Source organism: Tropicimonas sediminicola (assembly GCF_900188335.1).
GTDB lineage: Bacteria > Pseudomonadota > Alphaproteobacteria > Rhodobacterales > Rhodobacteraceae > Tropicimonas > Tropicimonas sediminicola.
On record NZ_FZOY01000002.1, the window covers coordinates 623307 to 647910 of the forward strand.

Below are 24604 nucleotides of genomic sequence, written 5' to 3' on the forward strand. Positions count from 1 at the left end.
GACTCACATTGAGTTGCGACGCCCCCGGGCAGGCTCGTCCGGGGGCGATCAGGATCAGTTCGAGTTTGCTTCGATCAGCTCCAGCGCCCGCGCACGCAGGCCGGTGCCGTCGAGACCGTTCTGGTCCATCTCGGCGACCCAGGCATCGATGGTCGGCGCGGCAGCGGCCTTCCACCCGGCAATCTGATCGTCGGACAGCTCGATGATATTGTTGCCCATCTCGGCGGCCATGGCAGCCGGCGCGGCATCGTCCGCCGCCATCTGCTTGCCGGCCATGGCCGAGAAATCCATGCCGGAATTGGCGTCGATCACCGCCTTGAGATCGTCCGGCAGGGACTCGTAGCGATCCTTGTTCATCGCCAGAACGAACGTGGCGGTGTAGAGCACGTCGTTGCCGAAGGTGGTGTGGTTCTTGACCAGTTCGGAGGTCTTGAGCGCGCCGGTCACCTCCCACGGGATCACGGTCGCGTCGATGACGCCCTTGGAGAGCGCCTCCGGAACCGCCGGGATCGGCATACCGACAGCGGTGGCGCCCATCGAGCTGAACATCTGGTTGGTGACACGCGTGGGCGCGCGCAGCTTGACGCCGTTGAGGTCCTCGACCGTTTCGATCGGGTCCTTGGAATGGATCACGCCGGGGCCATGCATCCAGAGGCCGAGGACCTTCACGTCCTTGAAGTCCTGATCGAGCATGGTCTCTTCGCCAAGCTGCCAATAGGCCTTGGAGCCGGCTTCGGTGTCCGTCATCGAGAACGGCAGTTCGAACACCTCGGTGCGGGGAAAGCGGCCCGGCGTATAGCCCGGCAACGTCCAGACGATATCCGCGACACCATCGACCACCTGGTCGTAAAGCTCCGGAGGCTTGCCGCCGAGCTGCATCGCCGGGAAGTGCTGGATCTCGATCCGCCCGTCCGACTCCGCCGCGATCTTGTCCATCCACGGCTGAAGGATGTTCCGCGGAACGGCGGCCTGCGCCGGCAGGAACTGGTGCAGGCGCAGGGTGACGTCCGCCGCCAAGGCCTCGGTTGCCATGCTCGCAAGCCCCACGGCCGTCAGGGCGCTCGCCCCCATGAATTGCAGAATACTCCTGCGCGTGTTGATCATCGTGTCCTCCCTGGTCGATCAACCTGTCGTTCAATCTGTCGAACCTGCCGGCAAACGGCGCATCCGCAAATTGATTATGACTTATAACTTTCGTTACACGATCCAGCACCAAAAGGGTCAAGTCAATTGAGCGTTCATCGCTTTTAGTTGCACAATCAGGCAAGAAAGCTCATGTCATCCTGGGAACGAGCCGGACGAGCCACCTCCCCCGACCGGCCCTTGTCGCGAGAGGATCTCCGGCGCTAGGGTGGACCGATCTGACTTCCAGACGCCGCGTGAAACCGAGGCAGCGCGTCCTTGCCCCAGCGTGGTTCTGTCGTACTGCCTGGCCTCCAAGGCAGCAGAAACGACTGCATGGGAAAGTTTTAGAGAATTTGCAGGTGCGTTGCAGTCGGCAACGCGGAATGGTGCCCCCAGAGAGACTCGAACTCCCGACCCTCTGATTACAAATCAGATGCTCTACCAGCTGAGCTATAGGGGCACTCCGCGTTCAGATACGCCGACAGCGGCCTCGAGCGCAAGGGGCTGGGTACGAGGCGTGCTGTGGCGGTGGCGGGCGGAGGTTTACCTCGCCTGCGAAGCGCTTATAGTCACGCCGAAATCTGCCCCTGCCGATGGGGCCATGCGCCGGCGGATGACCGGCATGACCAGGGGGCGTGATGAAGCTCGTCTATCACATCGGACTTCACAGCACCGATGAGGATCGCGCGTTGCGATGCCTGCTCCAGAATGCCGAGAAACTGGCCGAGGTCGGAACCATCGCCCCTGCGCCGGGCCAGTTCCGGCCGGTGCTGCGGCAGGCGATGATCCACTTGCGCGGCGCTCCGGCGAGCCGGCACATCCAGGAACAGGTGCTCGACGAGGTGATCGACCACGACACCACCGAACGGCTCCTGTTCTCCAACGATAGCTTTCTCTGTGTCCCCAAACGCGCGATCACCGGCGGGGCGCTCTACCCCCTCGCGGAGGAACGCGCTCCCTGGATCCGCAACCTCTTTCCAGACGACCCCGCGGAATTCGCCTTCGGTATCCGCAACCCGGCAACGCTGATCCCCGCCCTGCAGGCCCGTTTCGCGGAGGAAGAGGATTTCGCGGCCTATCTCGCGCGCATCCAGCCCGAGGACCTCTCCTGGGCCGACATGGTCGCGCGCTTCCAGCGGGCGGTGCCCGACTGCCCGCTGACGATCTGGTGCAACGAGGATACACCGCTGATCTGGTACGATATTCTGGAGGCGCTTACCAGCTGTCCGAATGCGCTAGAGCTCGAAGGCGTGCACGAGTTCCACCGGACGATCATGTCCGAGGAAGGCGTCGAACGGATGGAACGCTATTTCGAGAGCCACCCGTCGGAGAACGGTGAGCAGCGCCGGCGCGTGATCGCAACCTTCCTTGAGGAGTTCGCCACCCCTGAGGCTGTCGAAGAGGAATACGATCTGCCCGGATGGACCGCCGACCGGATTGCCCGCCTCAGCGAGCGATACGAGGCTGACGTCGCCGAGGTCGCCGCGATGGAGGGCGTGCGCTTCCTGCGCGCATGATCGCCCTCCGTCAAAGCCGGCTCACATGCCGAGCGCGGCCTTGTACATTTCCAGCACCGCCTCTTCCTCGGCGATGTCATCGGGCTCGCGCTTGCGCAGCGCGATGACCTTGCGAATCACCTTGGTGTCGTAGCCGCGCGCCTTCGCCTCGGCCATCACCTCTTTCTGCTGCTCGGCGATGTCCTTTTTCTCGGCTTCAAGCCGCTCGAAACGTTCGATGAACTGGCGCAACTCGCCTGCCGCAACCTTGTAGGTCGCATCCGCCGAGGATCCGCTCTCGATATCGCCTGTCATTTCGCTCATTGCCGCCCCTGCCCTGTTTCTCGGTGTGAAATACGCTTGGGAGCCCTGTCCTACCGAGCCGCGCAGCCCCCTGCAAGAGCGGTTGCGCCCCGGCCGCGCAGGCTGTAGCGCAGGCGCGAGGCAAGACGGAGGAGGCTCGATGGAGCTGCTGATCTGGATCGGGGCGGCGATCTCGCTCCTGGGGCTGACTGGCATCGTCGGCTGTGTCGTGGCAGTGACCCGCGCAAAGCGCGCCGGGCTGGACGACGAGGCGATGCGCGCGCGGCTGCAGAAGGTCGTGGCCTGGAACCTCGGCTCGCTCTTCACCTCGGCCATCGGGCTGGCGATGGTGGCCGTCGGCGTAATCCTGAGCTAGCGGCTCAGGCCGCGGGCGCCAGCGCCGATAGCCCGCCACCCCGCGCCACCGCCTCGTCGAGGATGGCGGGCGGCGCCCAGAAGCGGGCATCTTCCCGCGACGCGAGGACGCCGAGCCGCCGTCGCAGCTCGCTCCATCCCATCAGCCCTGCCTGGTACATCGGCCCGCCGCGATGACGCGGAAATCCGAGCCCGTGAACCGCCGCAAGGTCCACCTCCGCCGGATCGCGCAACAGGCCATCACCGATCACCTCCAGCCCCGCGAGCGCCAGTGCGAGGCCCATGCGCTCCACGATACGTTCTGCCGAGATCCGCTGCGGCACCGTACCCGCATCCCGGCGCGCCTCTTCCACCAGCCGCTCGACCTCGCCGGAGGGCAGGCCCTCCGGGATACCGGCCGGATAGTCATAAAAGCCCCTGCCACTGGCCTGACCAAGCCGCCCCGCAGCGACCAGGCGGTCGAGGACGGTCACGTACCTGTCCCTTGGATCTCGGATGGTGGCCGCCTGCTGGCGGCGTCGGGCCGGGCCGAGCAGCCCCTCGCGATCCAATGACCGGAACGGCCCGAGGGAAAACCCCGCGGCCTCCATGGCGGCATCGATCTCAGCCGGGGTCGCGCCGTCCTCCAGCAAGTGCTCGGCAGCAGCCCGGAACCGCTCGACGAGCCGCCCCAGGGCAGAGCGCCCAGGCCTCCGGCAAATCAGCGGGCGGGCACCGATCCGATGCAGCAGAGCCGCAAGCCCTTCCGTCTCGCCGACCGTGCCCTGCGGGTCGGGCAAAATCTCCGCCACGTCGCCAACCCGGAAAGGGCGGCTCAGGACGATCCTCGCACCATCCGCCGCCGGGTCGGGATCCCGTGGCGCGATCACGGTGGCGAGCGCCCCGGCGCGGGCCTTCGACCGCGGCAAGCGTCCATCGCCCGATGCAACACGCAGGTGCAGATCGCTGCGGGCAAAGTCCGACGCACCAGCATCGGACCGCAGCAGCGCCAGTCGGGCGCGGCGCTCGGCCTCCCCGATCCGGCCCTCGCGGACGGCATCGGACAGCGCCTGTCCGATCTGCGAAAGCACACCGGCCTCGGCTTCCCGCACGCGCAGCGCCACCCCCGCCTCCAGCAACGCAAGGGCAAGATCGGCCCCGGCCTCGTCATCGGCCTCCAGCGACACCGTCCCGATCGTAGGCGCCTCCGCTGGCCGCGCCGACGCCAACCGCTCCTCGGCCGTCACCACATGGTGCAAGGCGCGGGCTTCGTCGGAATTTTGCAGCGCGTCGGCCGTCGCCCTCTCGAAACCGACGCCGGCCTCGAAGGGCAAGAGCAACGCTGCCTCGACGCATTCGATGATCCGCGAAGACCCCGGCTGCTCGGCACGCTCGCGCGCCACGGAAATCGCGGCGTGATAGGCATCCCGGTCTGCCTGCCCCTCGCGCCGGTCGCGGGCGCGCAGCGGCGCGACGCCGCCCTCGGCCAGGCGCTCCGCCAGCGCAAGGGCGGTCTCCACCAAATCGCCTCGCACCAGCCCGTCCAGCAATCCGGCCTCCTTCGCCGCCTCCGCAGACAAAGGCGCTCCGCCCAGCAGCAGGTTCAGGCTGACCTCGGCACCCGCGATCCGCGGTAACCGCTGCGTCGCACCGCCGCCTTCTAGCGTGCCGGTCGCGATGCCTGGAAACTCCAGGCACGGGCCATCGGCGGCGAGACGGAAATGGGCGGCCAACGCCAGCTCGGCGAGCGGCCCGCGCGCGCAACCCGCGAGCGCGGCGACAACGGGAAACCGGCAGCATTCGAGGGTGTCGCAGAGGTCCGGCAGGGCAGGAACGGTCGCTTCCGGGCGCCAGCGGCCGGATACCTCGGGCAACACAAGCACCGCGGCCTTGACTTCGGCATCCTCCTCGAAGGCGTCAAGGGCGGCCATCAGACCTGCGCGCACACGCGGCCCCGGCCAGCCCGGCGCAAGGGCCAGCAATCCGACCGATCCAATGCGTTCCACCTCGACCGGCCGCGCCGCCATCCCGAAACTCCCCTACCGGGCGACAGGTTCGACCGGTGCGCCCATCAAACCCGCGCCTCGCGGCAGTGGCAAGCCACCTCGCGGCCTCGCGGCCCGGATCGGGCCAAAAGCTTCCGGATTACTTGGCGACGGCGCGCGCGCAGGCAGCGCAGAAGGGCGTGTAGGGCAGAAGGTCCAGACGCGCCTCGGAGATCTCGTCGCCGCATTTGACGCATTCGCCATAGGTGCCCTCTTCGATCCGCGCCAGTGCGGCGCGGATGGCCGTCATCTCGACCTGCCCGGCCCGGCCCTCGCCTTCGAGAACCTCGTCGGTCTCGCGCTCCACCGCCAGTTCCTCCCAGTCGCGCGACTGGTGGCTGTCGAGTTCGGCGTCGATCTCGCGCAGTTTCTCCTCCAGCGCCACGAGCCGGGCCTCGAGCTGGGCCTTGCGTTCCAGAACCGCGACCATTGTTGTTCTCCTTCGAGCAGGTCCCTGGACCGACAGGCTAGAAAACGGGCGGCGTTTCGTCCTTGACGCAAATCAACACCGTTGACGCTTGACCTTGACCCGTTGCCGCGCAATTTGAGCGCATGGATATACGCGCATTGACCCCGGCCTTCGCCGTCTCGCCCCAGATCACGCCCGAGGACGTCCCCGCGATCGCCGCGGCCGGCTTCCGCACGATCCTTTGCAACCGCCCGGACGAGGAAATCCCGCCCCCGATGCGCGCCGAAGCGGTGCGTGCGGCAGCCGAGGCGGCCGGGCTCGCCTTCGTCACCATCCCGCTCACCTCGCGCGACATGACGCCCGCCGCCGTCCGCGCCAACCGCGACGCGATCGCGGACGCCGAGGGACCGGTGCTCGCCTATTGCGCTTCGGGAACCCGGTCGACCGTGGCCTGGATGTTCGGCAATGCCGGGTCCCAGCCTGCCGACGAGTTGGTCGCGGCCGCAGAGCGGGCGGGCTATCCGCTGGGCAATCTGCGGGATCAACTCGATCACATCGGGGAACTCGTCGGCAAAGCCTCCTGATCGGAGGCGCCCGCGCGTCCCGCCCTACCGCTCGTAGCGACCCCCATGGTCCGCGCTTTTTTCCGGTTGCAGACGCGCGTGGCACCACGTCACTGCGTCACGCGCCAACGGCATTTCTGGCATCAGCTTACTCAACCGTCCGATAACGGCGGCAGCCCGGCCATCGGCAGGGGCCCCGGTGTTGGCAGGTTCGCATCGCTCGCCTGCGACACGGGCTGGGGCGTGGAGCGTACCTCCGGTTCCGCGCCACCTGCGACCGCCACCGGCTCGAACGGCGCGGCCGTGTGCGGCAGCCCCGGCTGAGGCGCACCGGCCAAGGCCTCCGCCGCGATTTCCAGACGCCCGGGCAGGTCGCCCAGGGCATTCAACCGCAACGCACGGTTGCCCCGGCTCTGCCCCAGCCGCCCGATGGCGCATGTGCCTCCTTCGAGGCCGATCAGCCGCACCTGGTCGATGGAAACCGCGGGCAGCGGGATCTCGTCGCCCTCCTTGAGCAGCGCGACCTTCGCGAAGGGCATGCGGACCCGATGCATGATCGCTTCCAACCGCACATCGGCGCCCATCACCGCAGCTTCCATCGCGCTCTCCCATCGGGCGTCCCGCGGTGGCTCCTGCGCAACGGCGGCCTTCCCGGCAAGGCCACGCCCTTCCGCGGGCAAGGCCAGGACGGCGCTCCCTGTGCGCTGTCCCTCCGCCAGATCGAGATCGAGCGTCAGCAACCGGTAGTCCTGGTCCTCCAGCAGCAGACCGAGCGGCCGCACGTCTTCCACGTGGCTCGCATATCCGAAACCGGCCGCCCAGGCAGCCTCCGGCCCGGCCATAAAGGGCGCCTCGAATTCGCGCAGGGTGTCATCGATCAGATCGGCGACGAGCGCCGCATCGGTTCGGGTCACGCGGCGCGGCGGCGGCGGACGGTTCCCGAGGCTGCCGGTCATCTGCATCTCGATCAGGGAGGACAAGAGTGCGTTGTCCAGCGCCATCAGCCCCTGCGTCTCGCCCGGGCCGTCGAGCACGGCAAGCAGCCCGTTCTCGGGCAGAAGCTCCAGCAGTTCCGCCAGCGAACCCGTGCGATCCGAGCTGCCGTTCGCCACCGCACCCAGCGACATCGTTGACTGGAGGGCCCGGCTGATCCCGTTGGCGAGGGCGCGAGCCGGCAGCACGGCCTGGCTGCGCGGAGCGGCATCCCGCCCGGCAGACGCCATGCGTTGGAGCACAGACTGCGCCTCTGTCTCGGCCATTGCGACATTGTCCTTGGTCCGCCGACGGGATCGCGGCAGGGAGGGTTCCGCAGCAGGTTGCACCGGACTCCCTTGGCAAAGGGTTAAGACCCGCCCCGTTCGCGCAGACTATTCCGCCGCGCGGGCCGTGTCGGCGGCTTCGGCCAGCGGCAAGGTCACGCGGAAGGCCGCGCCGCCCTGCCCCGGCAGATACTCGATCGCGCCGCCCAGCCGCGCCATGATCTCGCGGCAGATCGCCAGCCCGAGCCCGGCCCCGCCGGCGGCGGACTGGTCGGACAGGCGCGAGAATTTCTCGAAGATGATGTCCTGGCTGCGCGCCGGAATGCCTGTGCCGTTGTCGATGAAATCCACCACCGCCTGCCCGTTCTGACGCCGCACGCGGATCGTCAGTTCGGGGTGCTCGGCATCGCAGTATTTCCGCGCGTTCCCGATGAGGTTGATGAAGACCTGGGTCAGACGGTCCGCATCGGTCACCAGGTGGATCTGCTCGTCGGCCGGAGTCCGGTGGAGTTCCAGCCCGTTGCTCGCGCGCACCTCCGTCATCGCGCCGGTGGCCGCAATCGCCCGGTCGATCAGTTCCTTGAGCCGGGCGGGTCCGAGCGTCAGGCTGACCTGCGCGTTCTCCAGCACGCTCAGGTCGAGCAGATCGTCGAGCAGGCGCGTCAGCCGGATCGCCTCGTCATGGATGATCCCGGCGTAGCGCGTCGTCTCCTCCTCGGCGAGCCCGCCTTCTCGCAGGATCTCCGCGAAGGCCCGGACCGAGGTCATCGGCGTGCGCAGTTCGTGGCTGATCTGGCTGAGGAAGGCGTCCTTCTGGATCGACAGTTCCGTGAGCTTCTGGTTCGCATCGCGGAGCTGACGCGCCGTGCGCTCGAGCTCTTCGGACTGCGCTTCGAGCCGGTTGGAATACTCGAGGATCTGCTGCGCCTCGTCGGCGACGCGGATCAGGTCCTCCACCAGCACCGAGGAGGAGCCCGCGATCTGCGCCACCATCGCGTGGGCTGTCGCCGCACCGACGCTGGCCGACAGCTCACGTTCCAGCCTGTCCAAGAACTCCGGCGTCGTATCGGGCAGGTAGCCCGCCTTGCCCTGCGCCGCAGCCTCGCCATGAAACAGCGCCTGAGCCTCGGTCGCGCCGAGGATACGCTGCGCCATCATCAGCAGATCTTCCGCCTCGGCGCTGCCCCGCGTCCAGCCGCGCGCGCCCAGCGTGTGCTCGAAGACATTGACGACCTGCGCGCCCTGCAGCCGCTCCAGCGGGGTCGGGAAGGTGGCGATGGAGACGCCGCAATAGGCGATGGTGTTGAGCAGGATCGACCAGAAGACCGCGTGGATCAGGGGGTCCATCCCGCCGATCCCGAACAACGCCTGCGGCCGGAGCCAGAATATTCCGAACGGGCCATCGGCCAGCATCGCGGCGTTGAACGGGCCGGCCGGGCCGAAGCTCGGCAGGAACAGCGTATAGGCCCAGACTGCGAAGCCGGTGAGCAGCCCCGCCGCCGCGCCGACCCGCGTCCCGCCGCGCCAGAACAGCCCGCCCAGCAGGGCCGGAAGCACCTGGCTGACCCCGACGAAGGAGATCAGCCCGATGGACGCCAGCGCCGCCGAGCCGCCCGAAAAGCGGTAATAGAGGTAGCCCAGCAGCAGCACCCCGCCGATGGAGAAGCGCCGCGCCTGCAGCACCACGGTCCGCACGTCCCCCGCCATCGTCGCGCCACCCGGGCGCCGCGAGAGGTAGAGCGGCATCACCACGTGGTTCGACACCATCGTCGCCAGCGCCAGCGCCGCCACGATCACCATCGACGTCGCCGAGGAGAAGCCGCCGAGAAAGGCGAACACGGCGAGGTAATCCCATTCCTCCTTGAGCGGCAGGGTCAGCACGAAGAGGTCCGGGTTGGACCCCTCCGGCATGTGGTCCAGGCCGATCACCGCGATCGGAACCACGAAGAGGCTCATCAGGAACAGGTAGAGCGGGAAGGCCCAGGAGGCGACGCCGAGATGCGCCTCGTCGGTGTTCTCGACCACCATGACCTGGAACATACGCGGCAGGCAGAGGATCGCCGCCGCCGAGGTGAAGATCAGCCCGGCCCAGCGGGACGGCTCGATATCCCAGCCGGCGATCGACGAGGCGTCGATACGCGCCAGCATGTCGGCCGGCCCGTCCGCGATCCCCCAGACGACGAACACCCCGACAGCCATGAGCGCGAGCAGCTTGACGACCGCCTCCACCGCGATGGCCATGACCACGCCATAGTGCCGTTCGTTGGTGTTGAGGTTGCGGGTTCCGAACAGGATCGTGAAGAGCGCCAGCCCTCCCGCGACCCAGAGCCCGGTCGAAGCCGGGTTGGCGGGGTTCCAGCCCTGCGGATCCTCGATGGCGAAGACGCCGAAGGACAGGGTCACGGACTGCAACTGCAACGCGATGTAGGGCGTGGTACCGACCACCGCCATCATTGTCACCAGCACGCCAAGGGAGTTCGACTTGCCGTATCGGGAGGAGATCATGTCCGCGATCGAGGTGATGCGCTGGCTCCGCCCCACCCGCACCAGCTTGCGCAGCAGCAGCCACCAGCCGGTGAAGACGAGCGTCGGCCCGAGATAGATCGTGATGAACTCCAGCCCAGAGCGCGCCGCGTAGCCGACCGCACCGTAAAAGGTCCACGCCGTGCAATAGACCGAGAGCGACAGCGTATAGACCAGCGGCGAGCCCAGCCAGCCGCCGCCGACCCTGCGCGCCCGGCGGTCGGCGAAGGCAGCCACGCTGAACAGAAAGATCACATAGGCCAGCGAGATGACGACGAGCGCGTTGAACGACATGGCTCAGACCTCGCCCGGCTCGCCTGCGCCATCCGCCGGCGCGCCCTGCTCGGGGCGACCGACCTGCCGCAACGGCTCCGACAGACGGCGGGACAGGTAGCCCGCCGCCAGGATCAACCCGAACCAGACCACGAACAGATAGACGACGCCCGCGGCCGTTCCGTGGCTGCGCGCCCAGAGCATCGGCAACAGCAGCAAGACCGTGCCGAGCGCCGGCAGCAACCGGGCCGCATCCATGACGCGGCGGCGGCGATAGATGTCGCGCCCGAGAAACACCGGGGCGCGCTTGCGGTCGTCCCCTTCAAGGGCGAGGTTCTCCCACTCGTCCCACCCCGCCTTGGCGGGCTCGGGCTGCTGGGATGAGGACGGGCGCGCTCCGCCGCCCGGCGCGGCGTCAGTCTCCGGTCCGGTCGGTCTGCTCAAACCCGCCCCAGGGCGCCGGCCTGCAGGGCGTTGACGGTCTCGAGCACCTCGGAATTGGCAAAGGGTTTCTTCATGAAGCAGCTCACGCCATAGCGTTCGGCCTGTTCGCGGTCGCGCTCCTGCCCCTTGGCCGTCAGCATCAGAACCGGCAGTTCCGCCGTCTCCGGATTGGCGCGCAGGTCGCGAAGGATCTCGAAGCCGGAACGGCCGGGCAGCATCACGTCGAGCACGAGCACGTCCGGCGGTGCAGCCAGCACCTTTTCCACGGCGGTCGCACCGTCCACATGCGTCTCCACCGACCATCCGTCCCGTGACAGGATGAAGCGGATCGCTTCGATGATGTTCGGCTCATCCTCAACGAGCAAAACACGTTTTTCCATTCGGCATCCCCCCGAAGAAGCGGCGCGCCTCCCCGCGGCCGCTTGTGCGCACTATCACCCCTTCCGGGGTGCGTGTCAAAACGCCTCTGCCATGATCGACGGCTCGCGGCGGGCGGCGCAGGCCGCGCGCGGGCAGATCCGGCAGGACGTCCCGATCTCCAGAGGCGCACGGGCCTCGGCCGCATCGACCATGTCCTGCGGCAGGATCAGCATGGCGGCCTCAAGCACTTGCGGCCCGTCGAACCCCGCCGGCTGGAGGCTCTGGCAGACGGAATAGGTGAGAAACAGGCGTGGGCTGCGTCCTCCCATCTCGACCAGCCGCCGCACCGGCGCCATCGGCCTCGACAGCGCCTGGTAGAGCGGCCAGAGCGAACAGGCCGCCGAGTAGCGCGGCAGCGGGAAGCCGTCCACCGGCTTGCGGAAGGTCAGCGTGCCCGAGGCGTCGCAGGACACCAGCCCGATCTCGCCGCCGATCCGATCCGCCGGGAGCGTCGCGAGGCGACGAAACACCGCGCCCAGGTCGACGCCGAAGCGCATCGCCAGCGCCGCCGGATCGAACCCGCCCTTCTGCGCCTCCTCCTGGAAGGCGGCCAGCGGCATGTGCTCGGCATCCTTTCGGTAGCGCTGCAGATAGCTCAGCGCCAAGGACCGCGCCGCGGCACTTCGCAGGCTCTCGGCGCGTCCGACGATCTTCTCCGGGTCGGTCGGCAAGGCGCGCTCCAGCTCGGCGACGTGGTAGCCGGACTGCCGCAGCCAGCCGTCGAGTTCCTCCTGCGGCGTGGAGGCCGCGAACTCGGCCGAACTCGCCTCGTCGAGGTAGCGCACCAGCGCCTCGGCGCTCTCCGCCAGCCGGGCGGATTCCTCGGCCATGTTGCGGTGAAACCGGTCCCGCCATTCCGGATCGATGTCCCGCGTCTCGGCCAGGATCGTCGCCGTGGAGCGGATCGCGGTCACGGTGGAGATCACCTCGTGCAGCGAGGCCGAAAGGAACGGATCGTGGGTCATCCGGTCCGACAGCACGTCCACCGCGTGCTCCAGCCCGGTCGCCCGCTGCCGCGTCTCGGCCAGCAGCCGCGCCCAGCCGGGAAAGCGGCCGACGAACTCCTCCAGCCGCGGAAGATCCTCCGCCGCGCCCTCGTGGTCCGCCGCGGCCTCCCTCAGCGCGTTCAGCAGCGCCGCCTCCGCCCCCTCGGACAGCGCGGAAGGCTCCACCCCGAGCTCGCGCGCAATATTGCTCAAGAGTTTGCCGCCGATTCTTCGGCGATTGTGCTCGATCAGGTTCAGATACGACGCAGAAATACCCACCGACCGTGCCAGATCGGCCTGCTTGCGGCCGGTCATCGTCCGCCGCTCGCGGATTCGGCTGCCTGTCAGAGAGGGACGTGCCATCGACTTTTCCCCATCATCCCAATGGCTTTCTGCGCTGCATTGAGAATGCTTTTACAAGTTTTTCGTAACGCGTGTGTATATTTTTACAAAAAAATCGTTCGAACAAAAGCATTTGTTGCCAGCTTTGACAGATGAGGCGGATACTGAACTGGCCTGCAAGACGGGCAGCCGGGGACCGAGGACTCTCCGGGCGACACTACATTGGGAGGACTACATGTCGAAATACAACGTGACGCGCCGTGGCGCGCTCAAGACTGGTGCCGCCGCAGGTGCCGGCCTGGCACTGCCCACGATCTTCACGGCCAGCTCGGCCCACGCGTTCACCAACGAGCCCACCGGCTCGACCGTCACCCTGGGTTTCAACGTTCCGCAGTCCGGCCCCTATGCCGACGAGGGCGCCGACGAGCTGCGCGCTCAGCAGCTCGCGGTCGAGCACCTCAATGGCGAAGGTGACGGCGGCATGCTGAACACCTTCTCGTCCAAGGCACTGGACGGAACCGGCATCCTGGGCAAGAAGGTCACCTTCGTGACCGGCGACACCCAGACCAAGTCCGACGCCGCGCGCGCATCGGCCAAGTCGATGATCGAAAAAGACGGCGCGATCATGGTCAACGGCGGCTCCTCTTCGGGGGTTGCGGTGGCCGTGCAGGGCCTCTGCCAGGAAGCCGGCATCATCTTCATGGCCGGCCTGACCCACGCCAACGACACGACCGGCAAGGACCGCAAGGCCAACGGCTTCCGCCACTTCTTCAACGCCTACATGTCGGGCGCCGCGCTGGCGCCGGTGCTGGCGAACGCCTACGGCAAGGAGCGCCGCGCCTATCACCTGACCGCCGACTACAACTGGGGCTGGACCCAGCAGGAGTCGATCCAGGCGTCGACCGAGGCACTGGGCTGGGAGACCGTGGAGAACGTGCTGACGCCGCTCGCGTCGACCGACTTCTCGTCCTACATCGCGCCGGTTCTGAACTCCGGCGCAGACGTGCTCGTACTCAACCACTACGGCGGCAACATGGTGAACTCGCTCACCAACGCCGTGCAGTTCGGCCTGCGTGACAAGATGGTCAACGGCAAGCAGTTCGAGATCGTCGTTCCCCTCTACTCCGAACTGATGGCCGCCGGCGCCGGCGAGAACATCAAGGGCGTGCTGGGCTCGATGAACTGGAACTGGCAGCTGACGGACGAGGGATCCAAGGCCTTCGTCAAGTCCTTCGGCGAGAAGTACGGCCGTCCGCCGTCGAACTCGGCCCACACCTGCTACGCGCAGGTTCTGCTCTACGCCGATGCCGTCGCCCGCGCCGGCTCCTTCGCGCCCTGCGCCGTCGTCGAGGCCCTGGAAGGCTTCGAGTTCGACGGCCTCGGCAACGGCCCGACGCTCTACCGCGCCGAGGATCACCAGTGCTTCAAGGACGTGCTCGTGGTGAAGGGCGCCGAGAACCCGACCAACGAGTACGACACGCTCGAGGTCGTGGAAGTCACGCCGCGTGCGCAGGTCGAGTATCCGCCGAACCACCCGATGTTCGGTGGCGACGAAGCCTCGCTCGGCGAGTGCAACGACGGCGCCTGATCCGCTCACACAACTCTCGCCGGTCGCGTTTCACGCGCGACCGGCACCTCTGAATTCTGGTGGCATCTCCCAGCCGAGGCCCCGGACACGATACAGGTGGGGAACATGGACGCGATCCTCCTTCAGATTCTGAACGGGCTCGACAAGGGCTCGGCCTATGCGCTGATCGCGCTCGGGCTTACACTCATCTTCGGCACGCTGGGCGTTGTGAACTTCGCGCACGGCGCGCTTTTCATGCTCGGCGCCTTCTGCGCGGTGACGCTGCAGCGGTTGCTGAGCCTGTCCTTCGAGACGATCGACGAGACCAAGACCGACTTCCTCGGCAATCCGCTCAAGGTGAAGACGCCCTACGTGGAAGGTTGGTTCGGGCCGGAGGTCGGCGGGGCCATCATCGACTGGGCGGTGCCCCTTTCCATTCTCGTCGCCATCCCGATCATGATCGGCATCGGCTTCGCGATGGAGCGCGGCCTGATCAAGCACTTCTACAAGCGCCCCCATGCCGACCAGATCCTCGTGACCTTCGGCCTGGCCATCGTGCTGCAGGAGGTCATCAAGTATTTCTTCGGCGCCAACCCGATCCAGACCCCGCCGCCCGACGCGCTGCTGGGTGTCGTGAACCTGGGCTCCTGGCTCGGGCTCGACCTGCCCTACCCGATCTGGCGACTGGTCTACTTCCTGTTCGCGATCGTGGTCATCGGCGGCGTCTTCTCCTTCCTGCAGTTCACGACCTTCGGCATGGTGGTCCGCGCCGGCATGGCCGACCGTGAAACCGTGGGCCTTCTGGGCATCGACATCGACCGCCGCTTCACCATCATGTTCGGCCTCGCCGCCGCCGTGGCCGGTCTGGCGGGTGTCATGTACGGCCCGATCGTTGCGCCGAACTACCACATGGGGATGGATTTCCTCGTGCTCAGCTTCGTCGTGGTCGTGGTCGGCGGCATGGGTTCGTTGCCCGGCGCCGTGCTCGCGGGCTTCATGCTCGGCATCCTGGAGAGCTTCGCCTCCACGACCTGGGCCACCACCACCCTTCCGGGGATCAACCAGATCATCATCTACCTGGTCGCCATCATCGTTCTGCTGACCCGTCCGCGGGGCCTGATGGGCCGCAAGGGCGTGATGGAGGAATAATCACATGCTCGGTCTCAACTCCAAGGACACGATGCTGCTGATCGTTGTCGCCTTCCTGGCGCTCGCGGCTCCGTTCCTTCTCAACCCCTTCCCGACGAACAGCTCGCTCGCACAGTTCAACGCCGGCTATCCGGACCTGATGCAGCGCTTCGCGATCTTCGGGATCTTCGCCATCGGCTTCAACATCCTGTTCGGTCTCACCGGCTACCTCTCCTTCGGTCACGCGGCCTTCCTCGGCGTGGGCTCCTACGCCGCGGTCTGGATGTTCAAGCTGCTCAGCTACAACGTGATCCCGGCAATCATCCTGGCGGTCATCGTGGCCGGTCTGTTCTCCGTGCTCATCGGCTATGTCTCGCTGCGCCGCTCGGGGATCTATTTCTCGATCCTGACGCTCGCCTTCGCACAGATGTCGTTTGCCCTCGCCTACTCGGTGCTGTCGAACCCCAAGTTCAACCTCACGAACGGCGAAACCGGGCTGCAGGTCTATGGCGACGACCCGCAGATCCTGCACCGCGAGGGCCTGCCCGACGTGCCGCACCTGTTCGGCTGGGCGATGCGGGACAACTTCCTCGAGCTTGAGGTCGCCGGCTGGGAATTCACCTTCAACAACGGCTACTATCTCTGCGCCGTCATCCTGCTGGTGGTGTTCTACCTCGCCATCCGGCTGTTCCGGTCGCCCTTCGGCCTGATGCTGCGCGCGGTCAAGTCGAACCAGCAGCGCCTCAACTACACCGGCCTGAACCCCAAGCCCTACACGCTCGCCGCCTTCATCATCTCGGGCATGTACGCCGGGCTCGCCGGCGGCCTGCTGGCCGCGATGGACCCGCTGGCCGGCGCCGAGCGCATGCAGTGGACCGCCTCCGGCGAGGTCGTGCTGATGACCATTCTCGGCGGCGCGGGCACCCTGATCGGCCCCGTCCTCGGCGCGGGCTTCATCAAGTACTTCGAGAACATCTTCTCGAAGATCAACGACAACGTCCTGCACCAGTGGTTCGCCTTCCTGCCGGACGGGATGGAAGACTTCATGGTCTTCATCGTCCATCCCTTCGTCGGCAAGGGCTGGCACCTGACGCTCGGCATCCTGTTCATGCTCGTGGTGACCTTCCTGCCCGGCGGCCTTGTCGAGGGCGGCCAGCGGATCGCCCGGCTGTTCCGGCGCCGCGGCAAGAAGACCGACACGCCCGATCCCGAGCATCACCCCAAGGAAACGCCCCACGTGGCGGAATGAGGAGACCTGACAGATGGGAATTCTTGAAGTCAAAGGGGTGAACAAGCGCTTCGGTGGCCTGCAGGCCCTCGGCGACGTGAACCTCAGCGTGGAGGAAAACACCGTCCACGCGATCATCGGCCCCAACGGCGCCGGCAAGTCCACCCTGCTCAACTGCCTGGTGGGCAAGCTGATCCCCGACACCGGCTCGGTCATGTTCGACGGCCGCTCGGTGCTGGGCCGCACGCCTTACGAGATCAACCAGATGGGGATCTCGCGGGTGTTCCAGACGCCCGAGATCTTCGGCGACCTGACCGTATTCGAGAACATGGTCATCCCCGCCTTCGCCAAGCGCGACGGCGCCTTCCGGATGCATGCCTTCGAAAGCGTCGCCCGGGAGCAGGACATCGTCGAGCGCGCGCAGCAGATGCTGGAGGAGGTCAACATGCTGGACAAGCTCCACATGCATTCCGCCTCCCTTTCGCGCGGCGACAAGCGCCGTCTGGAGATGGCCATGTGCCTGCTGCAGGAGCCCCGGCTGCTGCTGCTCGACGAGCCAACCGCCGGGATGGCGCGCGCCGACACCAACAACACGATCGACCTGCTCAAGGAGATCAAGCAGAAGCGCGACATCACCATCTGCATCATCGAGCACGACATGCACGTGGTGTTCAGCCTCGCGGACCGGATCACCGTGCTGGCCCAGGGCTCGCCGCTTGTGGAGGACAGCCCCGAAAACATCCGCGGCAACCCCAAGGTGCGCGAAGCCTATCTCGGCGAGGCCGCCTGATGTCGCGCCCTGCCCTTCTTCTGTCCGCAAATATCCCCGCCGGAGGCTGATACATGAACGTCAAACCGGACTTTTCCAAGAACGCCAACATGGCGTCCACCGCTCCGGCCTTCCTGTCGGTCTATGACATGCACGCCTATTACGGCGAGAGCTACATCATCCAGGGCATCTCCTTCAACGTCCACGAGGGCGAGATCCTGGCCCTGCTCGGCCGCAACGGCGCCGGCAAGACCACCACGCTGCGCGGGATCGCCCGGATGGATGCCCCACAGGTCACCCACGGCGAAATCTGGCTCGACCACCAGCACCTGCACACAATGAAGAGCCACCAGGCCGCCGTGGCGGGCATCGGGCTGGTGCCCGAAGACCGGTCGATCATCCCCGGCCTGACGGTGGAGGAGAACCTGCAGCTGGCGCAGATCGTCGAGCCGATCGGCTGGACGCTCGACCGCCTCTACGACCTCTTCCCCCGCCTCGGCGAACGCCGCAAGCAGGAGGGCGTCACCCTTTCGGGCGGCGAACAGCAGATGCTGGCCATCGCCCGGGCGCTGGCGCGGGACATCAAGGTGCTGCTCCTCGACGAGCCCTATGAGGGCCTCGCTCCGGTCATCGTCGACGAGATCGAGAAGACCCTCATCCACATCAAGGAACAGGGCATCACCACGGTCATCGTGGAGCAGAACGCCGTCCGCGCGCTGGAACTGGCCGACCGCTCGGTGATCCTCGACACCGGTTCCATCGTCTTTGACGGCACCGCCGCCGAAGTGCTGGAAAACGCCGAGCTGCGGGCGGAATACCTCGCGATCTGAACAAAGGTTCGCGGCGCCTCCGCGAAGAGAGGCCCGTCCAGAGCCCTTCGGGGCATCCTTGATCCCGGCCGCGCCCTGCGCGGCCGTTTTTCTTGCGCTGGTTACATTCCCCCCGCTCCCCTGCGACGCAACGCCATCGCGAAACGCTGGACGGACGCCCCGCCCACCGTTAGCCATGGGAGGGATCGCCGCGCGACGCGGCGGCGGCCGCCCTGCCGCAACCAGGAGACACCGATGCGCATTCTTCTCGCCACCCTCGCCGTTCTTTTCCTTGCCAATTGCGCGCCCACCGGCACCTATGCCGTGAGCGAACCGGGCAATCCGGTCGAGCCCGATTACTCGAGGGCTGCGGCGGAATCCGTGGGCGGCGTGAACTCCGGCGAGTTCCGGGGCCCTGGCGTCTGAGGTTCGGGGTCCATCGGGCGTTCTCTCGCGGTTCGCTGCGTCAAGATTTCCGTTGACTTGAGGGGGTGCCGGGGAAAGACCTTGGCATGACAGCGCCGCGACCGCCGTCTCAGACATGAACTGTCACGAGGCACGTCATGGACATCTCGCCAAACGCTCCCCCGCTTCCGCCGACCGAAAGCGCAGCCGACCTCTACGCCTCTGTTTCCCAGATCCGCGCCGCCATCTCGCGCGAGGCGGAGGCGACGCTCGCAAGCTGGCAGCCGGCGATCCACCGGCCGGACTTCCTGCCTTCGGCCCGCAATCTCGCCCATTACCTCGCCCTGCGGAAGATCGACCTCCGTCCGCATCAGGACCGGCTCATCGCGCTCGGGCTCTCCTCGCTCGGCCATTGCGAGGAGGCCGTGCGCCCCGCGCTGGACGCCGCCTGCGCCTCCCTCGCCTCGATTGCCGGGCTGACGCCCGAGGGCTACCCGCCGGCCGCCGAGTTCACCAAGGGCCGGCAGCGGGTTGCCGCAGCCCAGGCCGAGATGTTCGGCACCGGCGATGGCGAACCGGGCACGCGCATCATGGTGACCCTGCCGACCGAGGCCGCTGCAGATGAGGAAATCGCGCGCAGCTTCATCTTCGCCGGCGCCGATTGCGTCCGTATCAACTGCGCCCATGACGATGCCGAGACATGGGCGGCGATGATCGCCAATGTCCGCCGGGTCTCCCGCGACCTGGGCCGCCAGATCCGCATCAACATGGATCTCGGCGGGCCGAAGGTGCGCACCGACCTCGGCGGCCGGACCAAGGGGATCAAGCTGCGGCAGGGCGACCGGTTCCGGATGGCTCAGAGCCTCGAAGCCGCGCCGGCGGGCGCCGAAGAACTCCCGGCCCTGAGCCTCAACCACCCCGAGCTCGTCGCCTCGCTTCGCCCCGGCACGGAGATCTGGTTCGATGACGGCAAGATCGGCGCCCGCATCGACAGCCGGAGCGGCGATGACGTGATCCTCCTCGTCACCTCCGTCCGGCCCAAGGGCGAGAAGCTCAAGCACGGCAACGGCGTCAACCTTCCCGGCGTCGAGGTCGACATCCCCGCCTTGACGGAAAAGGATCTGCAGGATCTCGACTTCGTGCTGCGGCACGCCGACACCATCGGCTTCTCCTTCGTCCAGTCGCCCCGCGACGTCCGCGACCTGCTCGCCGCGCTCGACGCGCGGCTCGACGGCGCGCAGCCGCCGGGGGTCATGCTCAAGATCGAGACCGACCTCGCGGTGCGCAACCTGCCCCGTCTGCTCGTCGAGGCCGGAGGCCGCTTGCCGGTGGCGGTCATGATCGCCCGCGGCGACCTGTCGGTCGAACTGGGCATGGACCGGACCTCGGAGATGCAGGAGGAGATCCTCTGGCTGTGCCTGGCGGCCCATGTGCCGACGGTCTGGGCGACGCAAGTCTTGGAAAACATGATGAAACAGGGGCGTGCCAGCCGTGCGGAGGTGACCGACGCCGCGATGGGCCAGCGCGCCGATTGCGTGATGCTGAACAAGGGCCCCTATGCCCCGCAGGCGATCACCTTTCTGCATGGGATCCTGCGCCGGATGGCGCGGCATCACAGCAAGGGGGTCTCCAGTCTCGCGCCGCTGAACTCCTGGCGGCAGTCACAGGCGCTCTGAGCCGGCTTGACCAACTCTCGGCATTTAAGTCGAATTGACCGCATGTTCCGGTCGTTTCGACCGGCCGCCAGCCCCACGCGTTAACTCCCGGTTCACAGTCTCGCGCCATCCTTCTCCCGGGTGGGGGTTCCTCGAGACAGGACTCCGAAAATGATCTCCATCGGCTCCAGCCCGTTCCTGCCGGCGGTCGGTGGGCCGCACAGCGCCACCGCCGAAGACCGACGGGCCACATCCCCTTCCTCTTCCGTCTCGCCCACCTCGCGGGTCGCGGAGGGGACCGTTCAGGGGGCCACCACGGCCCAGCCCGATCCCCGGGTACTCCAGCCGGTTCCCGCGGGCGGGCCATCCGCCACGGATCGCACCCGCTCCGAGCCCGAGCGCCCGCTGGCGGATCTCGGCGAGCGGGGCGGCGATGCGCAGGGCCAGGAAACGCAGGCCGCGCATATCCGGGAGCCCGTGCCGCCGCTGACGCAGTTCGTGGAAATTCCCACCGAGACCACGGCGGAGATCCAGCGCCTGCGAGAGGAAGCCAGATCGGCGCGCCCGGAAAGCGACGCAGGTATCGTCCCGGCCTCCGCCAGCACAGGCCCCGAGCGGGACGCGGCGCAAAGGATCGGCACCAGCCTCAGCACGATGCGGCAGATCCAGGCGCCCGGGGCGCTGACGCTGGACATCACCCGCTAATCCGGCCGCGAAAACGAAGACGCCGCCCCGAGGGGCGGCGCCGCACCTGCGATTGGAGGCAGGTCATGTCATCCGGGGCGTCCCGTCGATCAGTTCAGCGCCTTGTCGCTGATCTGGTGGGTCCAGGCGCCTTCCGGCTCCTGGCTGATGACCGGGTCAGAGCCGCCGCTCAGCAGCGTCGACACGGTGCGCTCGTAATCGGCCGGGTCGAGCGCGCCGTTGGAGCCCGCGGTCAGCTTGGCAATCTCGCCCATCATGCGCTTCTGGTGGGTCTCGGTCTGGGCGCCGGTCTCGTCATTGTCGAGCACGATCATCGCCGCGTCGTCCGGGTTCTCCTCGGCCCATTTCCAGCCCTTCATGGAGGCCCGCACGAAGCGCACCATCTTGTCCTCGAATTCCGGGTCGGCGAGATTCTCTTCCAGCACGTAGATGCCGTCTTCCAGCGTCGCGACGCCCTGATCCTCGTACTTGAAGGTGATGAGCTCGTCCGGAGACACGCCGGCGTCGATCACCTGCCAGTATTCGTTGTAGGTCATGGTCGAGATGCAGTCGGCCTGCCGCTGCAGCAGCGGATCGACGTTGAAGCCCTGCTTGAGCACCTCGACGCCCATCTCGGCCTTGCCGTCGGTCGAGATCCCGAGCGAGGACATCCAGCTCATGAAGGGGAACTCGTTGCCGAAGAACCAGACGCCCAGCGTGCGGTTGACGAGATCCATGGGCTCTTCGATGCCGGTGTCCTTCCAGCAGGTCAGCATCATGCCGGAGGACTTGAACGGCTGGGCGATGTTGACCAGCGGCAGCCCCTTTTCACGGGCGGCGAGCGCGGCGGGCATCCATTCGATGGTCACGTCGGCGCCGCCGCCGGCGATCACCTGGGTCGGCGCGATATCGGGGCCGCCGGGCAGGATCGTGACGTCCAGGTCCTCTTCCTCGTAGAAGCCCTGGTCGAGCGCCACGTAATAGCCCGCGAACTGGGCCTGGGTGACCCACTTGAGCTGCAGCGTGACCTCGTCGGCCGCCATGGCCGAGCCGGCGATCAGCGACAGCGCCGTTCCCGCTAGAAATTTCTTCATCTTCTCTCTCCTTGTTGGCTCTTCAGTTTTTGCCTGCCTTTTCGGCAGCTTGGTTACCTGCGTTGCGAGGGGTGCCAGAAGGTCACCACCTTTTCGATCCACGAAACGCCGCCATAAAGCAACGTCCCCACGATGGCCGCCACGGCGATTTCCGCCCAGACGAGGTCAATGGACAGGCTCCCGACCCCGGTGGAAATGCGGAACCCCATGCCGCGCGTCGGCGAGCCGAAATACTCGGCCACGATAGCGCCGATCAGCGCCAGCGTTGATGCAATCTTGAGCCCGTTGAAAACAAAGGGCATCGCCGCCGGCAGCCGCAGCTTGACCAGGGTCTGGAGATAGCCCGCCGCATAGGTGCGCATCAGGTCGCGTTGCATCGCGTCGGTCTCCCGCAGCCCCTGCACGGTGTTCACCAGCATCGGGAAGAACACCATCACCACGACGACCGCCGCCTTGGACTGCCAGTCGAAGCCGAACCAGCTCACCAGGATCGGCGCGATGCCGACGATCGGCAGCGCGGCCACGAAGTTGCCGATGGGCAGCAGCCCGCGGGTGAGGAAGCTGGAGCGGTCGATCAGCACGGCAATGACGAAGGCCGCGGTGCAGCCGATGACATAGCCCGTGAGCGCCCCCTTGAGCACGGTCTGGACGAAATCCTCCCACAGTATGGCGGTGGAGGCGGCGAAGGTGGCCGCGATGTCCGAGGGCGCGGGCAGGATCACCGGCGAGACCCCGAGCCCGGTCACCAGCCCTTCCCAGAGAAACAGCGTCGCCCCGCCCAGCACCACCGGCACGAAGATCCGCGCCGCGCGGTCGTCCCGGTCCGGGGAATTGGCGATTTGCCGGTTCATCGCCCAGACGGCGCACCAGATGACGACGGAGAAGATCAGCAGCGTCATGTCGGCATCCCCATCCGCTTGAGCGTGACGCGCTGCAGGATGTCGAGCAGCGTCACCAGCACCCCGGCCAGGATCGCCGCGGCCAGCAGCGCCGCCCAGATCGCCAGCGGCGTGCCGAACTGGTCGCCGATCAGGATGCGCGCGCCGAGCCCGGAGATCGCGCCGGTGGGCAGCTCGCCGACGATGGTCCCGACCAGCGCCGAGGCGATGCCGATCTTGAGCGAGGTGAAGAGATAGGGAAGCGAGGCCGGCAGCCGCAGCTTGAAGAAGGTTTCCCGCTGCGAGGCGTTATAGGTGCGCAGCAGGTCGAGCTGCGAGGCCGTGGGCGCGCGCAGCCCCTTCACCATGCCGACCAGCACCGGGAAGTAGCACAGGTAGGCCGAGATGATCGCCTTTGGCACTCCGCGGCCCTCGATCCCGAGCTGTGCGCTGAGCACGATGATCATCGGCGCCAGCGCCACGATGGGGATCGTCTGGCTGATGATCGCCCAGGGCATGACGCTCATGTCCATCACCCGGGAATGCACGATCGCCACCGCGCCGAGGATGCCGAGCGTCGTTCCGAGCAGGAACCCCCAGAGGGTAGACTGCAGGGTGATGCTGGCGTGGTAGATCAGCGAGCGCTTCGACATGGCGCGCCCCTTCAGCACCATCTCGCCAGTGGTCTTCCACAATTCCTCGCCGACCTGGACGGGCGTGGGCAGGCGGGGACGGTCGAGGGCATAGCCTTCCGAGACATGGTCCGGATTGTCGATCATCAGGCGCCAGACCGAGACTTCGAGCCGCTCGCGCGCCCCGGCGGGCTCCACCGCGGCCCCGGCCCGCTCGGCCTGGTCCAGCGCGGTGCGGATGTTCATTGGCGCCACGGCCGCGTACCAGAGCGCCACGATCGCGGCGAGCACCACGAGAACGGGAAAGGCGGTCTTCATCGCACGGCCCTCCGCCCGGGCTTCGGATCAATCGTCATAGGCATGCCCCGCCCGCAGCCCCTCGCGCACCCGGTGCGCGATGGCGAGGAATTCCGGCGTGTCGCGGATGTCCAGCGGACGCTCCCGCGGCAGGGTGCTCTCGATCACGTCGGTGATCCGCCCCGGCCGCGGCGACATCACCACGATCTTGGTCGAGAGATAGACCGCTTCGGGGATCGAATGGGTGACGAAGCCGATCGTCTTGCCGGTCCGGTCCCAGAGCGCCAGCAGCTGCTCGTTCAGGTGGTCGCGGACGATCTCGTCCAGCGCGCCGAAAGGCTCGTCCATCAGCAGGATCTCGGCGTCGAAGGCCAGCGCCCGCGCGATGGAGGCCCGTTGCTGCATGCCGCCCGACAGCTGCCAGGGGTATTTCGCGCCGAAGCCCTCGAGGTCGACCAGCTTCAGCACCCGCGCCACCTGCTCGTCCTGCTGCGCCCGGGAATAGCCCATGATCTCCAGCGGCAGCTTGATGTTCTTGGCGATGGTCCGCCACGGATAGAGCCCGGCCGCCTGGAACACGTAGCCATAGGCCCGCTTGCGCCGCGCCTCGTCGGGGCTCATCCCGTTCACGGTGATCTGCCCGCCCGTCGGATGCTCCAGCGCCGCCACCACCCGCAGGAACGTGGTCTTGCCGCAGCCGGACGGGCCAATGAAGGAGACGAAGTCGCCCTTGTTGATCGTCAGGTTGACGTCCCGCAGCGCCTGCACCGCGCCGTCGTTGGTCTGAAAGGTGAGGTCGAGCTTGCGGGCCTCTATGACCGGCGAACGCTGGGATGTCCCTGCCCCGGAAGGTCTCACGCTATCGGTTTCCATGCTGGGTTCACTCATGTCCCTCGCCGCTGCTTCTGTGGTCCGA

At 67.1% G+C, this 24604-nt stretch carries 24 protein-coding genes and 1 tRNA gene; 11 read left to right on the forward strand and 14 right to left on the reverse strand.

All coding sequences use genetic code 11. From position 1 onward, the window contains the following. Window positions 1-54: 54 nt before the first annotated feature. Together CHB86_RS07220 and CHB86_RS07225 are read right to left on the reverse strand one after the other, a co-directional pair. Window positions 55-1104, reverse strand: coding sequence for a TRAP transporter substrate-binding protein (locus tag CHB86_RS07220; protein WP_089232324.1), 1050 nt, complete (start codon window positions 1102-1104; stop codon window positions 55-57). A 405-nt stretch (window positions 1105-1509) separates the two neighbouring features. Further along, window positions 1510-1585, reverse strand: a tRNA-Thr gene (locus CHB86_RS07225). A gap of 178 nt (window positions 1586-1763) precedes the next feature. On the opposite strand from CHB86_RS07225, the gene CHB86_RS07230 reads away from it, so the two are divergent. Beyond that, window positions 1764-2642, forward strand: a complete 879-nt coding sequence (locus CHB86_RS07230) for a hypothetical protein (protein ID WP_089232325.1) — start codon at window positions 1764-1766, stop codon at window positions 2640-2642. A 21-nt stretch (window positions 2643-2663) separates the two neighbouring features. On the opposite strand, the gene CHB86_RS07235 is transcribed toward CHB86_RS07230, so the two are convergent. Beyond that, window positions 2664-2945, reverse strand: coding sequence for a DUF2312 domain-containing protein (locus CHB86_RS07235; protein ID WP_425445409.1), 282 nt, complete (start codon window positions 2943-2945; stop codon window positions 2664-2666). Window positions 2946-3084: 139 nt separating this feature from the next. Here CHB86_RS07235 and CHB86_RS07240 point away from each other — a divergent pair, with 139 nt between their 5' ends. After that, complete coding sequence (locus CHB86_RS07240; RefSeq protein ID WP_089232326.1) at window positions 3085-3300, forward strand: hypothetical protein; 216 nt, start codon at window positions 3085-3087, stop codon at window positions 3298-3300. A gap of 4 nt (window positions 3301-3304) precedes the next feature. Here the strand turns inward: CHB86_RS07240 and CHB86_RS07245 are convergent, their stop codons facing one another. Both CHB86_RS07245 and CHB86_RS07250 read right to left on the reverse strand, forming a co-directional pair. Then, window positions 3305-5305, reverse strand: coding sequence for a 3-hydroxyacyl-CoA dehydrogenase family protein (locus CHB86_RS07245; RefSeq protein ID WP_089232327.1), 2001 nt, complete (start codon window positions 5303-5305; stop codon window positions 3305-3307). 118 nt (window positions 5306-5423) lie between these two features. Next, complete coding sequence (locus CHB86_RS07250; RefSeq protein ID WP_089232328.1) at window positions 5424-5753, reverse strand: TraR/DksA family transcriptional regulator; 330 nt, start codon at window positions 5751-5753, stop codon at window positions 5424-5426. Window positions 5754-5875: 122 nt separating this feature from the next. Between CHB86_RS07250 and CHB86_RS07255 the strand changes: the two genes are divergently transcribed. Continuing rightward, on the forward strand, window positions 5876-6316 hold the full coding sequence (locus tag CHB86_RS07255; RefSeq protein WP_089232329.1) for a protein tyrosine phosphatase family protein: 441 nt from the start codon (window positions 5876-5878) through the stop codon (window positions 6314-6316). A 131-nt stretch (window positions 6317-6447) separates the two neighbouring features. Here CHB86_RS07255 and CHB86_RS07260 read toward each other — a convergent pair whose 3' ends face one another. The 5 genes from CHB86_RS07260 to CHB86_RS07280 all read right to left on the reverse strand — a co-directional run bounded on the left by CHB86_RS07260 (window position 6448) and on the right by CHB86_RS07280 (window position 12563). After that, window positions 6448-7554 carry a FliM/FliN family flagellar motor switch protein gene (locus tag CHB86_RS07260; RefSeq protein ID WP_089232330.1) on the reverse strand — a complete coding sequence of 369 codons (1107 nt, stop codon included), beginning with the start codon at window positions 7552-7554 and terminating at the stop codon, window positions 6448-6450. Window positions 7555-7662: 108 nt separating this feature from the next. Beyond that, window positions 7663-10371: an ATP-binding protein gene (locus CHB86_RS07265; protein ID WP_089232331.1), complete on the reverse strand. Its 2709-nt coding sequence runs from the start codon at window positions 10369-10371 to the stop codon at window positions 7663-7665. A 3-nt stretch (window positions 10372-10374) separates the two neighbouring features. Then, on the reverse strand, window positions 10375-10794 hold the full coding sequence (locus CHB86_RS07270; RefSeq protein ID WP_245837797.1) for a hypothetical protein: 420 nt from the start codon (window positions 10792-10794) through the stop codon (window positions 10375-10377). Then, a complete protein-coding gene (locus tag CHB86_RS07275) occupies window positions 10791-11174 on the reverse strand; it encodes a response regulator transcription factor (protein WP_089232333.1) in 384 nt (127 codons plus the stop codon). Before CHB86_RS07275 ends, CHB86_RS07270 begins: the two co-directional genes overlap by 4 nt. A 75-nt stretch (window positions 11175-11249) precedes the next feature. After that, the gene (locus CHB86_RS07280; RefSeq protein WP_089232334.1) at window positions 11250-12563 is read right to left on the reverse strand and encodes a helix-turn-helix transcriptional regulator; all 1314 of its coding nucleotides are present in this window, start codon (window positions 12561-12563) and stop codon (window positions 11250-11252) included. Between the two features lie 214 nt (window positions 12564-12777). Here CHB86_RS07280 and CHB86_RS07285 point away from each other — a divergent pair, with 214 nt between their 5' ends. From CHB86_RS07285 to CHB86_RS07315, 8 genes are all read left to right on the forward strand, one after another. Next, the gene (locus CHB86_RS07285; protein ID WP_089232335.1) at window positions 12778-14130 is read left to right on the forward strand and encodes a substrate-binding protein; all 1353 of its coding nucleotides are present in this window, start codon (window positions 12778-12780) and stop codon (window positions 14128-14130) included. Window positions 14131-14235: 105 nt separating this feature from the next. Further along, entirely contained in the window at window positions 14236-15258 is a 1023-nt protein-coding gene (locus CHB86_RS07290) for a branched-chain amino acid ABC transporter permease (protein ID WP_089232336.1), read from the forward strand. A 4-nt stretch (window positions 15259-15262) separates the two neighbouring features. Continuing rightward, a complete protein-coding gene (locus CHB86_RS07295) occupies window positions 15263-16486 on the forward strand; it encodes a branched-chain amino acid ABC transporter permease (protein ID WP_089232337.1) in 1224 nt (407 codons plus the stop codon). A 13-nt stretch (window positions 16487-16499) separates the two neighbouring features. Further along, window positions 16500-17255 carry an ABC transporter ATP-binding protein gene (locus tag CHB86_RS07300; protein WP_089232338.1) on the forward strand — a complete coding sequence of 252 codons (756 nt, stop codon included), beginning with the start codon at window positions 16500-16502 and terminating at the stop codon, window positions 17253-17255. Window positions 17256-17308: 53 nt separating this feature from the next. Further along, window positions 17309-18064 carry an ABC transporter ATP-binding protein gene (locus CHB86_RS07305; RefSeq protein ID WP_089232339.1) on the forward strand — a complete coding sequence of 252 codons (756 nt, stop codon included), beginning with the start codon at window positions 17309-17311 and terminating at the stop codon, window positions 18062-18064. Window positions 18065-18298: 234 nt separating this feature from the next. Then, window positions 18299-18469 (forward strand): hypothetical protein, encoded by a 171-nt coding sequence (locus CHB86_RS24570; protein WP_176442800.1) that lies wholly within the window; start codon window positions 18299-18301, stop codon window positions 18467-18469. Between the two features lie 137 nt (window positions 18470-18606). Further along, window positions 18607-20124: a pyruvate kinase gene (locus CHB86_RS07310; protein WP_089232340.1), complete on the forward strand. Its 1518-nt coding sequence runs from the start codon at window positions 18607-18609 to the stop codon at window positions 20122-20124. Window positions 20125-20274: 150 nt separating this feature from the next. After that, window positions 20275-20808: a hypothetical protein gene (locus CHB86_RS07315; protein ID WP_089232341.1), complete on the forward strand. Its 534-nt coding sequence runs from the start codon at window positions 20275-20277 to the stop codon at window positions 20806-20808. 89 nt (window positions 20809-20897) lie between these two features. Here the strand turns inward: CHB86_RS07315 and CHB86_RS07320 are convergent, their stop codons facing one another. From CHB86_RS07320 to CHB86_RS07335, 4 genes are read right to left on the reverse strand one after another with little or no spacing between them, the layout of a single operon-like run. Beyond that, on the reverse strand, window positions 20898-21881 hold the full coding sequence (locus tag CHB86_RS07320; protein ID WP_089232342.1) for an ABC transporter substrate-binding protein: 984 nt from the start codon (window positions 21879-21881) through the stop codon (window positions 20898-20900). A gap of 53 nt (window positions 21882-21934) precedes the next feature. Next, window positions 21935-22780 (reverse strand): ABC transporter permease, encoded by an 846-nt coding sequence (locus CHB86_RS07325; RefSeq protein WP_089232343.1) that lies wholly within the window; start codon window positions 22778-22780, stop codon window positions 21935-21937. Beyond that, window positions 22777-23709 (reverse strand): ABC transporter permease, encoded by a 933-nt coding sequence (locus CHB86_RS07330; protein WP_089232344.1) that lies wholly within the window; start codon window positions 23707-23709, stop codon window positions 22777-22779. Before CHB86_RS07330 ends, CHB86_RS07325 begins: the two co-directional genes overlap by 4 nt. Before the next feature lie 27 nt (window positions 23710-23736). After that, the gene (locus CHB86_RS07335; protein WP_176442817.1) at window positions 23737-24561 is read right to left on the reverse strand and encodes an ABC transporter ATP-binding protein; all 825 of its coding nucleotides are present in this window, start codon (window positions 24559-24561) and stop codon (window positions 23737-23739) included. Window positions 24562-24604: the final 43 nt, after the last annotated feature.

Excerpts from the sequence above, each read along its gene's own strand:
- CHB86_RS07220 (WP_089232324.1), bottom strand. The coding sequence starts at position 1,104 with ATGATCAACACGCGCAGGAGTATTCTGCAATTCATGGGGGCGAGCGCC.
- CHB86_RS07230 (WP_089232325.1), top strand. The coding sequence starts at position 1,764 with ATGAAGCTCGTCTATCACATCGGACTTCACAGCACCGATGAGGATCGC.
- CHB86_RS07235 (WP_425445409.1), bottom strand. The coding sequence starts at position 2,945 with ATGAGCGAAATGACAGGCGATATCGAGAGCGGATCCTCGGCGGATGCG.
- CHB86_RS07240 (WP_089232326.1), top strand. The coding sequence starts at position 3,085 with ATGGAGCTGCTGATCTGGATCGGGGCGGCGATCTCGCTCCTGGGGCTG.
- CHB86_RS07245 (WP_089232327.1), bottom strand. The coding sequence starts at position 5,305 with ATGGCGGCGCGGCCGGTCGAGGTGGAACGCATTGGATCGGTCGGATTG.
- CHB86_RS07250 (WP_089232328.1), bottom strand. The coding sequence starts at position 5,753 with ATGGTCGCGGTTCTGGAACGCAAGGCCCAGCTCGAGGCCCGGCTCGTG.
- CHB86_RS07255 (WP_089232329.1), top strand. The coding sequence starts at position 5,876 with ATGGATATACGCGCATTGACCCCGGCCTTCGCCGTCTCGCCCCAGATC.
- CHB86_RS07260 (WP_089232330.1), bottom strand. The coding sequence starts at position 7,554 with ATGGCCGAGACAGAGGCGCAGTCTGTGCTCCAACGCATGGCGTCTGCC.
- CHB86_RS07265 (WP_089232331.1), bottom strand. The coding sequence starts at position 10,371 with ATGTCGTTCAACGCGCTCGTCGTCATCTCGCTGGCCTATGTGATCTTT.
- CHB86_RS07275 (WP_089232333.1), bottom strand. The coding sequence starts at position 11,174 with ATGGAAAAACGTGTTTTGCTCGTTGAGGATGAGCCGAACATCATCGAA.
- CHB86_RS07280 (WP_089232334.1), bottom strand. The coding sequence starts at position 12,563 with ATGGCACGTCCCTCTCTGACAGGCAGCCGAATCCGCGAGCGGCGGACG.
- CHB86_RS07285 (WP_089232335.1), top strand. The coding sequence starts at position 12,778 with ATGTCGAAATACAACGTGACGCGCCGTGGCGCGCTCAAGACTGGTGCC.
- CHB86_RS07290 (WP_089232336.1), top strand. The coding sequence starts at position 14,236 with ATGGACGCGATCCTCCTTCAGATTCTGAACGGGCTCGACAAGGGCTCG.
- CHB86_RS07295 (WP_089232337.1), top strand. The coding sequence starts at position 15,263 with ATGCTCGGTCTCAACTCCAAGGACACGATGCTGCTGATCGTTGTCGCC.
- CHB86_RS07300 (WP_089232338.1), top strand. The coding sequence starts at position 16,500 with ATGGGAATTCTTGAAGTCAAAGGGGTGAACAAGCGCTTCGGTGGCCTG.
- CHB86_RS07305 (WP_089232339.1), top strand. The coding sequence starts at position 17,309 with ATGAACGTCAAACCGGACTTTTCCAAGAACGCCAACATGGCGTCCACC.
- CHB86_RS24570 (WP_176442800.1), top strand. The coding sequence starts at position 18,299 with ATGCGCATTCTTCTCGCCACCCTCGCCGTTCTTTTCCTTGCCAATTGC.
- CHB86_RS07310 (WP_089232340.1), top strand. The coding sequence starts at position 18,607 with ATGGACATCTCGCCAAACGCTCCCCCGCTTCCGCCGACCGAAAGCGCA.
- CHB86_RS07315 (WP_089232341.1), top strand. The coding sequence starts at position 20,275 with ATGATCTCCATCGGCTCCAGCCCGTTCCTGCCGGCGGTCGGTGGGCCG.
- CHB86_RS07320 (WP_089232342.1), bottom strand. The coding sequence starts at position 21,881 with ATGAAGAAATTTCTAGCGGGAACGGCGCTGTCGCTGATCGCCGGCTCG.
- CHB86_RS07325 (WP_089232343.1), bottom strand. The coding sequence starts at position 22,780 with ATGACGCTGCTGATCTTCTCCGTCGTCATCTGGTGCGCCGTCTGGGCG.
- CHB86_RS07330 (WP_089232344.1), bottom strand. The coding sequence starts at position 23,709 with ATGAAGACCGCCTTTCCCGTTCTCGTGGTGCTCGCCGCGATCGTGGCG.
- CHB86_RS07335 (WP_176442817.1), bottom strand. The coding sequence starts at position 24,561 with ATGGAAACCGATAGCGTGAGACCTTCCGGGGCAGGGACATCCCAGCGT.